Annotated in this window: 9 protein-coding genes; 6 read left to right on the top strand and 3 right to left on the bottom strand. The window is 61.4% G+C overall.

Annotation, left to right across the window (positions count from 1 at the left end; genetic code table 11):
• Window positions 1-29 precede the first annotated feature (29 nt).
• From gcvH to gcvPB, 4 genes are all read left to right on the top strand, one after another.
• Window positions 30-419: a glycine cleavage system protein GcvH gene (gene gcvH, locus RCAS_RS11780; RefSeq protein WP_012120791.1), complete on the top strand. Its 390-nt coding sequence runs from the start codon at window positions 30-32 to the stop codon at window positions 417-419.
• Between the two features lie 242 nt (window positions 420-661).
• Window positions 662-1,999 carry an aminomethyl-transferring glycine dehydrogenase subunit GcvPA gene (gcvPA, locus tag RCAS_RS11775; RefSeq protein ID WP_012120790.1) on the top strand — a complete coding sequence of 446 codons (1,338 nt, stop codon included), beginning with the start codon at window positions 662-664 and terminating at the stop codon, window positions 1,997-1,999.
• A 230-nt stretch (window positions 2,000-2,229) separates the two neighbouring features.
• A complete protein-coding gene (locus RCAS_RS11770; protein WP_157042632.1) occupies window positions 2,230-3,135 on the top strand; it encodes a phosphotransferase family protein in 906 nt (301 codons plus the stop codon).
• A 503-nt stretch (window positions 3,136-3,638) separates the two neighbouring features.
• Complete coding sequence (gene gcvPB / locus RCAS_RS11765) at window positions 3,639-5,195, top strand: aminomethyl-transferring glycine dehydrogenase subunit GcvPB (RefSeq protein WP_012120788.1); 1,557 nt, start codon at window positions 3,639-3,641, stop codon at window positions 5,193-5,195.
• Between the two features lie 181 nt (window positions 5,196-5,376).
• On the opposite strand, the gene RCAS_RS11760 is transcribed toward gcvPB, so the two are convergent.
• The gene (locus RCAS_RS11760; protein ID WP_012120787.1) at window positions 5,377-6,276 is read right to left on the bottom strand and encodes a VOC family protein; all 900 of its coding nucleotides are present in this window, start codon (window positions 6,274-6,276) and stop codon (window positions 5,377-5,379) included.
• A gap of 197 nt (window positions 6,277-6,473) precedes the next feature.
• On the opposite strand from RCAS_RS11760, the gene RCAS_RS11755 reads away from it, so the two are divergent.
• Complete coding sequence (locus tag RCAS_RS11755; RefSeq protein ID WP_232279999.1) at window positions 6,474-7,160, top strand: hypothetical protein; 687 nt, start codon at window positions 6,474-6,476, stop codon at window positions 7,158-7,160.
• On the opposite strand, the gene RCAS_RS11750 is transcribed toward RCAS_RS11755, so the two are convergent.
• Together RCAS_RS11750 and RCAS_RS11745 are read right to left on the bottom strand one after the other, a co-directional pair.
• Complete coding sequence (locus RCAS_RS11750; protein WP_232279998.1) at window positions 7,108-9,405, bottom strand: protein kinase domain-containing protein; 2,298 nt, start codon at window positions 9,403-9,405, stop codon at window positions 7,108-7,110. The two genes, RCAS_RS11755 and RCAS_RS11750, sit on opposite strands and share 53 nt — an antisense overlap.
• 433 nt (window positions 9,406-9,838) lie before the next feature.
• Window positions 9,839-12,808: a clostripain-related cysteine peptidase gene (locus RCAS_RS11745; protein ID WP_269631807.1), complete on the bottom strand. Its 2,970-nt coding sequence runs from the start codon at window positions 12,806-12,808 to the stop codon at window positions 9,839-9,841.
• Here RCAS_RS11745 and RCAS_RS11740 point away from each other — a divergent pair.
• On the top strand, window positions 12,734-13,984 hold the full coding sequence (locus RCAS_RS11740; RefSeq protein ID WP_012120783.1) for an NAD(P)/FAD-dependent oxidoreductase: 1,251 nt from the start codon (window positions 12,734-12,736) through the stop codon (window positions 13,982-13,984). The two genes, RCAS_RS11745 and RCAS_RS11740, sit on opposite strands and share 75 nt — an antisense overlap.
• Window positions 13,985-14,530: the final 546 nt, after the last annotated feature.

The raw sequence follows: 14,530 nt of genomic DNA, 5'->3' as shown, positions 1-14,530 counted from the left end.
CTTCATCATATGCCCGCAGGAGGAAATCCATGACTTTCAAGACGCTAGCCGAATTGCAGTACAGCAAAACACACGAGTGGATCCGAATCGAAGGCGATGAAGCGACGGTCGGGATCACCGATTATGCGCAGGACGCGCTCGGTGATGTGGTTTATGTCGATCTGCCGGAAGTCGGCGCGCGCTTCGAGGCGGACGGCGTGTTCGGCGCGGTCGAGTCGGTTAAGGCGGCATCAGATTTGTATCTGCCGGTCGCCGGAGAGATCATCGCCGTGAACGAGGCGCTGATGAATACTCCTGAGTTGATCAACAAGGACCCGTATGGCGAGGGGTGGATCGTGAAGATCAGGGTCGCTCCTGGCGTTGGGGCGTTGATGAGCGCAGAAGCGTATGCTGCGTTTGTGGATTCGATCAAGCATTGAGATCTGAGAACTGAGAGCCGAGAACCGAGAACTGTCAAGAGGAGCGATCTCACATTGTGCGTGATCTCTAGAGCGTCCATTGCGAGCCAGACGACGCAATCTCCCTGCCTTCCAGACGATCGTTTCGTCTAAAGGGCAGGCGTTCGCTGGACAAACGCTACGTGACAGACGGGGATGACGCCTGCCTGGACGCGGTGAAACCGGATCAGGAACAAAAGCCAGGAATCAGGACGGAGTAACGCATGACCCATTATATTCCTATCACCGATGAGGATCGCCGCGAGATGCTGAAGATTATCGGTGTTGAGCATCTCGAAGATCTGTTCGAGGCGGTGCCGGCGGATCATCGCTTTCCGCCGTTGGCGTTGCCCGATCCGCTCTCCGAGCCAGAACTGCGCCGTGAGTTGGGGCGGTTGGAACGCCTGAATGCGCACGCGGGCAGTCATGCGATCTTTCTCGGTGCCGGCGCGTACAACCATTTCGTACCGACTGCCGTCGATCAGATTCTGCGACGCGGCGAGTTCTATACGGCGTACACCCCCTATCAACCGGAAGTGAGCCAGGGCACACTCCAGGCGATCTTTGAGTACCAGAGCCTGATCTGCGCGCTGACCGGCATGGACGTTGCGAATGCATCGCATTACGATGGCGGCACGGCGCTCGCAGAGGCGGCGATTATGGCGATCAATGTCGTTCGCGGACGGCGGAAGATTGTCGTGGCGCCGGGAGTGAACCCACAGTACCGCGCAGTGATGCGCACGTTGCTGCAAGGTGTCGATGTCGAGATTGTCGGCGACGAGAACCCGGAAGCGTCGCCGGCGGATGTCGCAGCGCTGGTGGATCGAACGACAGCGGCGCTGATGGTGCAAAGCCCCGATTTCCTCGGCGTGCTGCACGATCTGCGTCCGCTGACAGAGGTGGCGCATGCGGCAGGCGCGCTGATGGTCGCGCATTTCGACCCCATCGCTCTGGGTCTGTTCCAGACACCAGGCGAAGCAGGCGCCGATATCGCAACTGCCGAAGGACAACCGTTGGGTGTCGGTCTGTCGTTTGGCGGTCCGTATCTGGGTATTTTTACCTGCCGCCAGCAGTATGTCCACAAAATCGCCGGTCGCCTGGTCGGCGTGACCCGCGATGTCGAGAATCGTCTGGCGTATGTGCTGACCCTGCGCGCCCGTGAGCAGGACATTCGCCGCGAGCGAGCGACGAGCAATATCTGCACCAATCAGGGGTTGATGGCACTGGCGGCTGCCGTCTACCTGAGCCTGCTTGGACGGCGGGGGTTGCGGCGGGTGGCAGAGTTGTGCTATCACCGCGCACACTATGCCGCAGCGCAGATTGCGCAGTTGCCGGGGTATCAGGTACTTGATCGTGGTCCATTCTTCAAAGAATTCATCGTCAGAACGCCGCGACCGGTTGGCGAGATCAACGCGGCGCTCCGCGCACAGGGTATCGTTGGCGGTTACGATCTATCCGGCGATTACCCGCACCTTGGCGATGCCATGCTCGTGTGTGTCACCGAGATGAATTCGCGCGCCGATATCGACGCGCTCACGGCAGTGCTGCGGGCGGTTGCGTGAGGAGGCGCAAGGCGAGAGGCAAGGGGCAAAGAGGGTTGCAGGCGGGAAGGTGAAAGGTTGAAGGTGGTGAAGGGTCATAGGGACGCTCTTGTGGGCGCTTATGAGGTTGGCGCTCATCGTTCGCACCATCCTTTGCACCGCTGGACTACGTGTGAGGAGGGGAGAGGTGCGAACCTTTGCGCCTCTGCGCCGTTGTGTGAGGCTCAAAGCGCCGCAGAATGAGACCAGCAATGGAGCTGCGACGGGAAACAATCGAGGCGGCGCTTGGCATGCGCATTCGGGAAACGGTGTCGCTGGGAAGCAACCGCTGGATGCTGGCGTTTGCGGACGGGCAGTACGGGATCGCGCAGCGGTTCGCTTCCGTCGATGCGCTGGCAACTGCTGAGACGGCACTCAGCCGACTGCGAGGCGAGATCGATCTCCCGATCCCGCAGATCCGTCTGCTGGATGTGGCCCATGCTGCGCCGAACGACATTTGGGCGCTGTTCACCGGGGTAAGCGGCGATCCACTGGCGCGGAAATTGCCGCAGATCGCCGATGAGTCGCTCTATCAGATCGGGGTGCGACTGGGGCAGGTTGTCTATCGCATCCATCGCGTGGCAGGCGGGCGCTACGGTGCGCTGACCGGCGATGATCCGTGCGCCGCTGACGAGGAGCGGCAGTATATCCTGGCGCGGCTTGAACGCGATCTCGCCGATGCTACGGCACTGCGCGCGATGAGCCACGAGGAAGCCGCCAATGTGCGTCGCGCGTTGCAGGCATTCATCCCTCCCGGTCGCCAGGCCGCTCTGCTGAACGGCGGGTTGTCGCCGGAGACGTTGCTGGTGGCGCAACACGATGGGCGCTGGACACTCGGCGGCATTCTGGGATGGGAATGTGCGTTGAGTTGGTGCCCGGCATGGGAACATGTGACGTTCCTCGACGCCTGCGAAGGGCAACGCTGCTTCAGCCTGCGCGTGGGCTACGGCAACGGCTACGACAACGAGACGCAGCGCGCGTATGAGCAGGTGCGTGAACCAGCGCTCCGTCCGTATCGAGTGCTGCTGGCACTCCGGCGCGCCGTGGAACATGCTACGCGCGGCGCGCGCGACCATGCACGAAAGTATGTGAGCGTTGCGCTGCGGTTGGTGACATAGACGAGCGTTACCTGAGCGGCTCCCGAAATGAAAAGCCGGCGGCGGAATGATCCAGGAAGCGCAAGCGCACGGCGCCTCGCTGGACCAGGATAGTTCTCGTGCAGGCGGGACGCCTGCGCGTCCAGGCAGTGCGTCGTGGGCAGGCAGGACGCTGGCGCGCCCAGGGGTTGCTCGTATGCGGGCGAGAAGCCCGCGATCCCGGGCAGTGCGGGTGGGCGTTATGCCTGCGCTTCCGGCAGAAGCGTCGTGGGCAGGCAGGACGCTGGCGCGCCCAGGGGTTGCTCGTATGCGGGCGAGAAGCCCGCGATCCCGGGCAGTGCGGGTGGGCGTTATGCCTGCGCTTCCGGCAGAAGCGTCGTGGGCAGGCAGGACGCTGGCGCGCCCAGGGGTTGCTCGTATGCGGGCGAGACGCCCGCGATCCCGGGCAGTGCGGGTGGGCGGGAGTTGAAACGCCAGATTTTGCAATCTTTTGCAATCTAGAGGCTGCTAGAGGAGAAGCACCAATGCACAATCACGAACCCCCTATCTTTGAATTGTCAGGACGGGGCAAAATTGGCGTCAATCTGCCGCAGATCGATGTGCCGCAGAGCCAACTCCCCGTCGATCTGCTGCGCGCCGATGATCTCGCCGGATTGCCTGAACTGACCGAACCCGAGGTCATCCGACACTATACGCGCATCAGTCAGCGTAACTTCGCCATCGACACGACCATGGTCAGCCTGGGGTCGTGTACGATGAAGTACAACAGCAAGCTCCACGAGGAAGCGGCGCGCCTGCCCGGTTTTGCGGCAGCGCATCCGTTGCAGGGCGAAGAACTTTCGCAGGGTGCGCTGCAACTGATGTATGAATTGCAGACATACCTCGGCGAAATCTCCGGCTTCGACGCTGTTTCGCTGCAACCGGCAGCCGGGGCGCAGGGAGAGTTGACCGGCATTCTGGTCTTCCGCGCCTATCATCTCGATCGCGGCGATCACGAGCGGATGGAGGTGCTGGTGCCCGACTCGGCGCACGGTACGAACCCGGCGACGGCAGCTATGGCAGGTTATAAAGTGATTGAGGTGAAGAGTGATGCGCGCGGCAATGTCGATCTCGAGGACCTGAAGCGTAAACTGTCACCGCGCACCGCTGCACTCATGTTAACCAATCCAAATACCCTGGGGTTGTTCGAGGAGCACGTCGTCGAGGTGGCGCGCCTGGTCCACGAGGCGGGCGGGCTGGTGTACGGCGACGGCGCTAATTTCAATGCCCTCCTTGGGATCGCAAAACCGGGCAAGTTGGGATTCGATTTTATGCACTATAACCTGCACAAAACCTTCACCACCCCCCACGGCGGCGGCGGTCCCGGGTCAGGCGCGGTGGGCTGCACGGCGATGCTTGCACCGTTCCTGCCCGCGCCACGGGTTCGCCGTATTCCCCAGGCCGGTCAGGAACTGCCGCCAACCGAACGCGGCGCAAGTATGCGCGGCGCGCATGCGACGCCAGCGCCCGAAGGCGCGTATGAGTTCTTTGCGCCGGAAAAATCGATCGGGCGGATGAAGACCTTCCACGGCAACTTTGGCATGCTGGTGCGCGCCTGGACGTATATTCGCTCGATTGGCGCCGCCGGATTGCGCAAGGTTAGTGAAACGGCAGTGTTGAATGCGAACTATGTGCAAGCGCGGCTGAAACATGTGTATCCGGCTGCGGTTGATCGCACCTGCATGCACGAGACGGTGTTGCAGGGAAAACTGGCTGCCGCTCCCGAAGTGCGCACATTCGACATCGCCAAGCGGTTGATCGACTATGGCTTTCATCCGCCAACAGTCTACTTCCCGCTGATTGTCCCGGAAGCATTGATGATCGAGCCGACCGAGACCGAATCGAAGCGCACGCTCGATGCTTTCTGCGATGCGTTACTGGCTATCGCCGGGGAAGCGGCGCGCGACCCGGAGATTCTGAAGCGCGCGCCGACCACGACGCCGGTGCGCCGGCTCGACGAGGTGCGCGCTGCGCGCCAACCGATCCTGCGCTACGATCCGGCTGTATTCGCGCGGCTGCGGGAGGAGGGGCTTCAGTTCTGATACCAAATGCTTGTCATTCCTCGCTGCGCTCGGAATCTGAGCGGGTCGCGTAAGACCCCTCGCTCCGCTCGTGGTGACCATGCCGGATGGTCACAGGTACTTGGTCTAAGCACTTCAGTCGTCCCTCAGAAGGCGGTCAATCCAATATTGATTGTTGAGCAATCTCCACACCCCACTCATATTACACGACAACGCCGACGTCGAGCGCCACGCCATGGCCCGACGGGTCGCGCAATAACGGGAGCGACCTATTATATGCCTCGGTCGCCGGTGTTGCGTCAATCATCAGACCCGCCGACGCCGCGCGTCGAAGGATGGCATCGACAGAGGCGCTGTCGGGCAGGCGCAGGGTAAACCAGCGCAGACCGGCCATATTGGGGGAGGAAGGAGGCGCGCCGATGCCAGCCCACACATTGTAGCCGATGTGATGGTGGTAGCCGCCGGCTGCGACAAACTCGGCGCTGCTTCCAAAGCGTTGCATGAACGCAAATCCCAGAACATCGCAGTAGAACCATCGCGCCGGCGCCAGATGCGCAACGTGCAGATGAATATGCCCGATGATCGTGCCTGCCGGCAAGCCAGACCACGTTGCCGGGACACGGTTGAGTTCGCCAAGCACACCATCGGCATCGAACGGATCGACGGTCATCCGCACCTGACTGCCGGCGCGGGGCCATTCTGTCCGTGGTCGGTCACGGTAGATTTCGATGCCATTCCCGTCGGGGTCTGCCAGATAGATCGCTTCACTGACGGCATGATCTGAAGCGCCCTGGAGCGGTGTTCGCAGTTCCAGCAGGTGCGCCAGGGTTATTGCCAGGTCGCGCCGGGAAGGGAGCAAAATGGCGAAGTGGTATAGACCGGTGACGCCGCGCGCCCGGCGCGCGCCGGGCAGTTCGGTCAGCAGCAGGAGCGGTCGTTCGCTCACTCCCAGTATGGCGCTCTGATGGGTGCGGCGCATCGCCTGAAATCCAATCGTTTCGGTGTAAAATGCGCACGCACGCTTAAGGTCGGCAACCGTCAGATGCACCGTCCCAATGGTCGTTTCGGGCGGGATGGTTCCAGATGCGTTGTTGTTGGTCATACCGGTGATTCCTTGCAGAACATATCCGTTATCATACCATGTAACGCTGGCGAGTCGTCGGGCATCGCCAGCGTCGACGAGAGCGCCCACACGCACTGGACACAGCCCCGCGCGCACGGGCGGTGTGGAATGCTGCCTCCAGGAATAAACTGAGGATGGCAGAGAGAAGACCACGTATGAAATCTATGAGGCGACAGGTGCGCACATTCACAGGGCGACAGTTAATCCTCGGACTGCTCCTTGCGCTGAGCGTCGGGTGCAGCGCCCCATCGCAGTCGCCAGAACCAACGACGGAGGCGGCAGTGGAGGCGCAACGGGTGACGCCGTCAATTCCGTCGGCGCCAGGGGTGCAACCAGCGCCGGCATCGCCGACGACACAGGTCGCGCCCCGCCCCACGCCTGTCGGTTCGGCTTCACTCGATCAGGGCGATCCGACACGTTTCGTCTACCGATGGCCCTCGTTTCTGCCGGAAGGAATGCGACCTTCACCCGATGAGACGCGCATTGCCCGTGAAGACGAGGTTGGTGATGGCGACATCGGCTTTTATCTGGTGACCTTCAACGGCGACACCGGCAAGATTGTCATTGGCGGCGGGGCAGTCGAGCCGTTCAGTCTGAGCGGGACCATCGAGCGCGTCAGCATTGGCGCATACACAGCCCGTCTTGTCACCCAGGACGATCAGACGTTGGTCGTCGTTGATGATGGCGCACCGGGGACGTTGTTTGTCTTCGGCGCAGGCGTGGCGCGTGATGATCTGCTGCGCGTTGTTGCGTCGCTGGCGCCGATTGACCCGCATGAGATGCGGCGGCGCGCTGGCGTCGAACAGGCAGTTACGGCTGCTGGCGGAAACGCACTTCCGCCGCAGTATATCTGCCGCCGTTGAGGTTGGTCACCCGCACCTCATTTGCCTCGAACACAGAAACGTCGGGGATGGCTGTCAGACGCACGATCCAGGTGGTGCACCCAAGCCCGCCAATGTCGTAGGTGCCATTGGGGCGGGTGCGCACCGTGTACTGATTGCGTCCATCGGCGCTCGTGACGATCAGCGTCGCGCCGGCAATCCCACGTCCATTCCGGTCCTCAACGCTGCCGTAGATGCTCGACCTGAACTGCGTACCGCACCGCACGGCAAGATCGGTTGGCGTTTGTCCCAACAGACCGGCAAAGACCAGTGGCGGCACATTCTGATCATCGATCAGCCAGCGCTCGATCCAGCCGACGGCGCCGACGTGGAGCGCATTGGCGCTCGCATTGATGCGCACCTCATACCATTCAGGCACATCAGCGCGCAGAACTTCGACGACATCATCATTGCGCAGCACCGCAAAACGGTTGCTGGCGGCGTCCGGCGCTGTGTGCAGGCTGGTGTACGCGCCGGCTTCGTCCACGCCGATCTGCGGCATGTAGCGATATTCCCGGCGCACCCCTGAAACCGCCTTACGCTCCAGAAAATCGCGCAGGATCAGGCGCACATCTGCTTGAGGGGCGCCATCGATCACCAGCATCAGCGTCGCTTCGCCACGAAAATCGGACGGAAGCGCCGTCAGTAACAGGGTTACCTGTGTGTCGTCGCCACTGACCATCTCTAGCGGCAGGCGACCGACTTCTGGTGATTCGAGTGCGAATGGATACTGCTCATCGAGATGATCGCCTTCAACCGTCAGCGTGATTGGGAGCGCGCCAGTATAGACCTCAGCGGGAATGATGCGTCGCGCAACCGGTTGAACAACCGAAGAAGCGCTGACAGTTGATACGGCGCCGTGTTGAAAGGCATCGGGCGGCGTGAGCACCGTTGGCACAAAGGGCGCCGGCGCCAGTGTCGGCGCCGGCAACGATGCGTCATTCACAGCAACCGCAGTGGTATCGGTTTGCGACATCGCCAGCACAACGCTGAGCAGCACCATGATCACCACAAGCGTCATTGCGGCGGGAAGCGCATACCGGTTCCAGGGATGCGGCAATGCGGACACTTTCCTGTGGAGCAGACTCCAGCCATGGAATCCAACAGCGCGTAGTCGCGCCAGGAGCACCGCATAACGACCAGGGCGCCGATCAGTTTCATCCTTCGGTGTTGTCATTGTTCTCGGCGCAGCCTGCGGCGCTGGAAGCGCCGAAGACATGTCCGACGAGGGAGTTGTCGGCGTCAGACGTTGAGCGATTGCGGCGTCGTATCGCACGGTATCGGAGAAGCGGGCGGCAGGAAGCGTATCGGCGTCGACCGGGTACATCGGCGTTTCGGAGAGAGCAGCACCGTTGGTTTCAGCCTCAGCCTTCGCCAGCGCAGCGCGCATGGTTGCTGCGCTAACGGGGCGCTCGTCCGGGTCCAGCGCCAGCGCCTGCATCAGAATGACGCCGACACTCTCGGGAATGGCAGCGTTCAGTTGTCTGATGGAGATCAGCGGATCGGGCAGGCGACGAAGCACTGCGGTAGCACGGGTGAGCGCGTCCGGCGGTTGCACACCGGTCAGGAGATGATATAACGTCGCTGCCAGACTGTAGAGATCGCTGCGAGGTCCGGTGCCGGTGTTGTTGATCTGCTCAAGAGGCGCATAGTGGGGTGTGTAGCCGAAAATGCTCTCACCGGTCCGATGGAGTGTGTGCCCGCCTGATCCACCCTTTGCCAGCCCAAAGTCGAGCAGCACCACATCGCCATCAGCGGTCAGTTTCAAGTTCTGCGGTTTGATGTCACGATGGAGAACAGGCGGATTCTGGCGGTGCAGGTATTCAAGCGCACCCAGAAGTTGATCTGCCCAGCGCAACACCTGGTGCATCTCGAACAGACGGTTGCGTTGAAGGAGCATCGTTCCCAGATCGTCGCCGCCGATAAATTCCATCACCAGGTACTGATAGCGTCCCTCGACGAAGTGGTCGATCACTCTCGGCAATGCCGGATGGCGTAATCTGGCGAGCAGGCGCGCCTCGCGCTCCAACAGGTTCAAAGACTGTTCGGCGGGAATGGCAGTCTGTTTGAGGGCAACGCGATTGCCCAGACGAAGGTCGATCGCTTCATAGACTGCGCCTGAGCCTCCTTTCCCAACTGGGCGAACAATCTGATACCGCTGTTGAACGATCTCATCTGGCGCAAGCATATGTGATACGGCAAGAACGACATTTATACCAACATTCATTATACCGTTTCTGCGGAGCAAAGGAAATGGACGGCTCAATAGGACATTGGTATGGATATGGATGGATGACGGATCGTGGCATTGTGCCATAGACCTGCAATGTGGCGTACTCTCCTCACAAATCCCTATCCGGGCGAGTCGCCCCCGCTCCCGCATGTTCCATAGCACACCGGCGATGGATCGAGGCGCCACAGAATTCATACGTGTCGATTTCTGGCAAGCCCTGTCTTGCGTGTCGGGCACAAGACGACAACGAGGGTCATCATTCCAAACAAAGCGAGGGGTCCCGGGAGTGATGCCATACCACGCCCCTTCGCTCCGGCGACGCCTCCGCTCTGATCGGGATGTGGCAAAAGGCAACGCCTCGAGTCAGAAGCCCCTCTTTCCGGCGATGCCGGAGAGAGGGGCAGAAGTATAAGACCACAGCACCGCGTCACTCAATCTTCATCGAGTCGACGATGGCGCCAAGCGTCTCTGCGTGACGGTTGAAGTCGGTGGAAGGCGCCTGCACCGATATCAGGTAACTCAGTCCGGTGCGCGGGCTGCTCACGGCAACGACGAGGCCGGTAAAGGTGATGCCATTCTGATCGGTGTACTGGTAACTCGCCGAAGGTCCGACTTCTCCGCTGACCCGCAACGGATCGCCGGGCCGTTGCTGGAAGTTCTGCTGCGTCTGAAGCGACTCAAGGAAGAACTCCAGCAAACGCTGGTTGGCTTCCGATGGCGTCAACCCCGTCTGGTACACGTCAATGCTGACGAAGACATTCCCGTTTTCGGCAGGATCGTAGAAGTAGATCTGGTCATTGCCGGTGTCAAGCGTTTTCCAGGTTGTCGGATACTCAATCGAGAAACCGAGTTTCGGGTTGCTGTACGATTGGTACCCTGCCTGTGTGCCGGGCGATGTCTGCACTGGAGGAGGCACGTTTGCACCAGCGCCCGTGTTGCGCACATTAATGTCGGCGTACTGGTAGCTGAAACGTCCGGCGATGTCGCGCACCAGAAAGCCGGTGACATAGGCGCCGCTCTGCATCGGGATGCGTTGCACAGCGAGCGGCTGGTTGCCAATCGTGAGTGTATCACCTTCGACGAAACCGGGTTCCAGGCGGTCACCTTTCACAGTGTACGTGCGGATCATGGCAGTAAAGGAGTCACCTGGCACCGGTGTGATCTCGAACGGCTGCGATTCCTGTTTCTGGTTCCTCGGAAAGCCATAGACCGTGATCAACTCAGGCGTCCCACTTTCGACATTGAAAACCAGGGCTGCGGTAATTCGCTCGTTGGTTCTCCTGACGGTATAAATCCCTTCAACACCATACAGCGCCGTGCCATACTTCGCCGGACCAAGCAGCACCGGAATGGTATCCTGTCCGTTGGTCAACCCCCATTGCGTGCCGCTGTAATTGACCTTAAGCCGTGTGCTGCCGCCAGTCCAGGGAGGAACGCTGCTGCCCGGCACGCTTCCCGGCGGATAGAGGAAGTCGATGCTGGTGAGCAATACGCCGCTGCGGTCGTTGTTTGGAATACCCGCGAAGAAGAAGACATAGGCAATATCGTTGCCGGTGACGACTCCTTCGACCGTGATCGGACTATCGATGCTCACGGTCGTATTCGAGACAGTGAGCGAACCGATCTCGGCAGCGCTCTGCAAACCGGTGTTGGCAGTATGGAACGCCTTTAGAAAGTCGCCCCACGAGGTCTGCTGCGGCAGAGGCGATGCCCCCTGACCATAGATCGGCGGATAGAGTTGCGCATACTGCGGGAAGAAGATTGACAGTCCGGTAGAGTTAGCATGAAAACCGCCATTCCATTCGGCGATGCGCGCCTGATCAATCGCCTCGTAGAGGGCGCGCGCCGGGTCCGCCACGGCGGGACGCGCCCCACGGTCCACAACGAGCCGGGCGAAGTGCCCCAGATCGGCGGCGCTGAACTCTTCGGGAGAGGGCTGACTGTACACATCGACGAATGATCGCGCCTCGGCGATCGCCGAGTAGGATTCACCCATGCCGGTGAGCATGGCGTCGGAGAGCGCGTTCAACTTCTGGCGCAGGTCACCGGCGCGAGTCAGGTCGAACGCCGAGAGAGTTACGGTCGGATCGTCGCGTGGCTGATAGAACTCGCGGTAGGACTCGACAATCGCGGCGCCGAATGCCGCTGCATCCTGTTGTGGGTTCTCAATCAGGCGACGCAGCAGAAGGTCCCAGGGCCAGCCGGTGTTCGGTTCGAGTTCGGCGGAGGCGACAAATACATCGGCGTAGGACGCGGTGACGAGCGCCACATCGATCTGCGCCATCAGACAGGCATCGAAGCCGATCAGATCGATGCGTTTGCCGGTCTGCTGCTGAATCGTCCGCAGCGCCGCGTCGAGTTCTGGCATGTTAATGCCATCTTCGCCATCGGTGTCATCGAAGGCGATCCCAGCCCACGATGCGCCATGGTCCCACAGAATGAGGGCGTACCGTTCGGCAGGGTAGGTCTGCATCCCCCACACTGCAAAATCAACCAGCGTCTGCGGATCGCCCATGTTCAATTCGCCCAGATCGTCCAGTTCCTGCGAGCGAATGGTGTTCGGGTCATCATCCTGAGTCACCAGAAAACGTTTGGTGGTCTCCCAGTTGCCGTTCGAGTCGTCGTCCCATGGCGCGGCGGCGCCGATGCGGTCAAACAGGACAACTATCTTGACCTGATCGCTGGATCCAACGAGTTCCATTTCGTTGAAGTCGATCACCGCGTCCCGCTCCAGATTGTTATCGCCATCAAGATAGACCAGGACCGTCCAGGCAGCCCTGTCACCCGCCGGTTGCGCAGTCTGCGCCGGCGCGCGGGTCGGTGTCGGCAAAACCGTGCCGCCACTCTGGGGCGTCGTGTCGGTTGTGCTCCCGCTCTGAGGCGTTCCATTGCCGCTCTGCGGCGTCGGACCGATCCGCACATTGATAGCGCCGGTCACCACGAGTGCGCCAATGCAGCCGACGACCAGCACAACGCCGACCAATCCAAGAATGAGCGCCCAGGTTGGCAGGCACCCTTTGCGGGCCGGCTTCGCTGCCGCGGGCTGGGCTGGCGGCGGCTGGTACTGCGGTTGCGCTGGCGGAACCTGAAATCCCTGTGGTTGTGCTGGCGGCTGGTACTGCGGTTGCGCTGGCGGAACCTGGAACCCTCGCGGCGGGGGCGACGGCGGCATTCCCTGGGGCGGCTGAGACGGTGGCTGTGGCTGCGCCGGAGGCAGACGGAATCCCTGCGCCGGCTGCGGCGGCGGGGTCGCCGGAGCGGTTGGCGGCGCCGGAACAGGCGCCGGCGTTGCGATGAGTGTGGCATCGACCGACGGCTGCGGTTGCTCAAAGCGAAACGTCTCATCACCGATCTCGATGAGATCGCCGTTGCGCTGATCAACCGGACGAACTACCACGGCTTCTGGCCCCTCCTCTACCAGGTGGCAACCGCCGGTCTGGAGCCAGAGTCGATTGCGTATCCGGTGCGCGCGATTCTGCGACGCTATCGCAATGCCAATTTTCTGCTCGCCGAGGTGAACGGCGTGGATTTCGAGCAGCATACGGTGCTGACCGACGTCGGTTCTGTGTCCTACGACTATCTGGTGCTGGCAGCGGGGAGTACAACGAACTTTTTTGGGAATGAGCGGTTTGAGCGATATACGCTTGGCATGAAGGACCTCGACGAGGCGCAGCGGTTGCGCAATCATATCCTGCACTGCTTCGAGCGCGCTGCGTCCGAACGCGACCCAGCGCACCGCGCGGCGTTGCTGACCTTCGTTGTCGTCGGCGGCGGGCCCACCGGTGTCGAGCTGGCGGGGGCATTTGTCGAGTTGATCCGCCATGTGATGCGCAAAGACTATCCGATGCTCGATGTCCATCAGGCGCATGTGGCGCTCATTGAAGCGACCGACCGGGTGCTGGCGACGTTTCCCGAGTCGTTGCAGCGCGCGGCGCTGGATCGATTGCGTCGCATGGGGGTGGATGTGCGCCTGAATACACCGGTGGCGGATGCCCGTCCAGGAGTGCTGGCATTCAAAGATGGTTCGGAACTGGCAGCCGAGACAATCGTGTGGGCAGCGGGAGTGCGCGCATCGCCGCTGGCAGAGGCGCTTGGCGTAACGCTAGGGCGTGGCGCGCGGGTGAAGGTCGAACCAACGTTGACGCTGCCAGGACACCCCAATGTATTCGTGGTTGGCGACATGGCCTATCTGGAGGGATACCGTCCTGGCGTACCCTACCCGATGGTCGCACCGGTCGCCGTTCAGATGGGGGAGCAGGCGGCGCGCAACATTATTGCTCGCACCCGGCGCAACCCGATGAAGCCGTTCCGCTACTTCGACAAAGGGCAGATGGCGACGATTGGGCGGAGCGCAGCCGTGCTCGACTCTTTTGGCATCCGATTGACCGGCTGGCCGGCATGGGTCGGCTGGCTCTTCGTCCACCTTATGGAATTGGTCGGTTTCCGCAATCGGGCGCTGGTGCTGCTGAACTGGGCGTACAGTTACTTCACCTACGACCGCGGCGTGCGCCTGATCTTTGGCGTCGGAGCGGAGGAGCGGTTGAAGGTTGAACGGTTGAAGGTTGAAAGGTGAAAGGTGAAGGTAGAAGGGTGACGCGCCCCTTCGTGCGCCTTCGCGCGCTTCGTGGACAACCGGCGCAGGTGACGGAAGAGGGAAGATTGAAAGGTGAAGGGAGAAAAGGGTGACGCGCCCCTTCGTGCGTCTTCGTCCACTTCGTGGACAACCGGCGCAGGCGACGAAGAGTGGGATTGCTCCTTCGTGCGCCTTCGCGCGCTTCGTGGACAATCGGCACAGGTGACGGAAGAGGGAAGATTGAAAGGTGAAGGGAGAAAAGGGTGACGCGCCCCTTCGTGCGCCTTCGCGCCCCTTCGTGGACAACCGGCGCAGGCGACGAAGAGTGGGATTGCTCCTTCGTGCGCCTTCGCGCGCTTCGTGGACAATCGGCACAGGTGACGGAAGAGGGAAGATTGAAAGGTGAAGGGAGAAAAGGGTGACGCGCCCCTTCGTGCGCCTTCGCGCCCCTTCGTGGACAACCGGCGCAGGCGGCGAGGGGGAAAGGCAGCAGCGCCCGTGCCATCAAGGGAACAAATCAGGTCCCCAGCGCGTTATGATGAGCAG

Source organism: Roseiflexus castenholzii DSM 13941 (assembly GCF_000017805.1).
GTDB lineage: Bacteria > Chloroflexota > Chloroflexia > Chloroflexales > Roseiflexaceae > Roseiflexus > Roseiflexus castenholzii.
The sequence above is the reverse complement of the archived record's forward strand: the minus strand, read 5'-3'. Positions and strand labels throughout refer to the sequence as shown.

Coding starts and splice junctions, on each gene's coding strand:
- gcvH (WP_012120791.1), top strand. CDS start 30: ATGACTTTCAAGACGCTAGCCGAATTGCAGTACAGCAAAACACACGAG.
- gcvPA (WP_012120790.1), top strand. CDS start 662: ATGACCCATTATATTCCTATCACCGATGAGGATCGCCGCGAGATGCTG.
- RCAS_RS11770 (WP_157042632.1), top strand. CDS start 2,230: ATGGAGCTGCGACGGGAAACAATCGAGGCGGCGCTTGGCATGCGCATT.
- gcvPB (WP_012120788.1), top strand. CDS start 3,639: ATGCACAATCACGAACCCCCTATCTTTGAATTGTCAGGACGGGGCAAA.
- RCAS_RS11760 (WP_012120787.1), bottom strand. CDS start 6,276: ATGACCAACAACAACGCATCTGGAACCATCCCGCCCGAAACGACCATT.
- RCAS_RS11750 (WP_232279998.1), bottom strand. CDS start 9,405: ATGAATGTTGGTATAAATGTCGTTCTTGCCGTATCACATATGCTTGCG.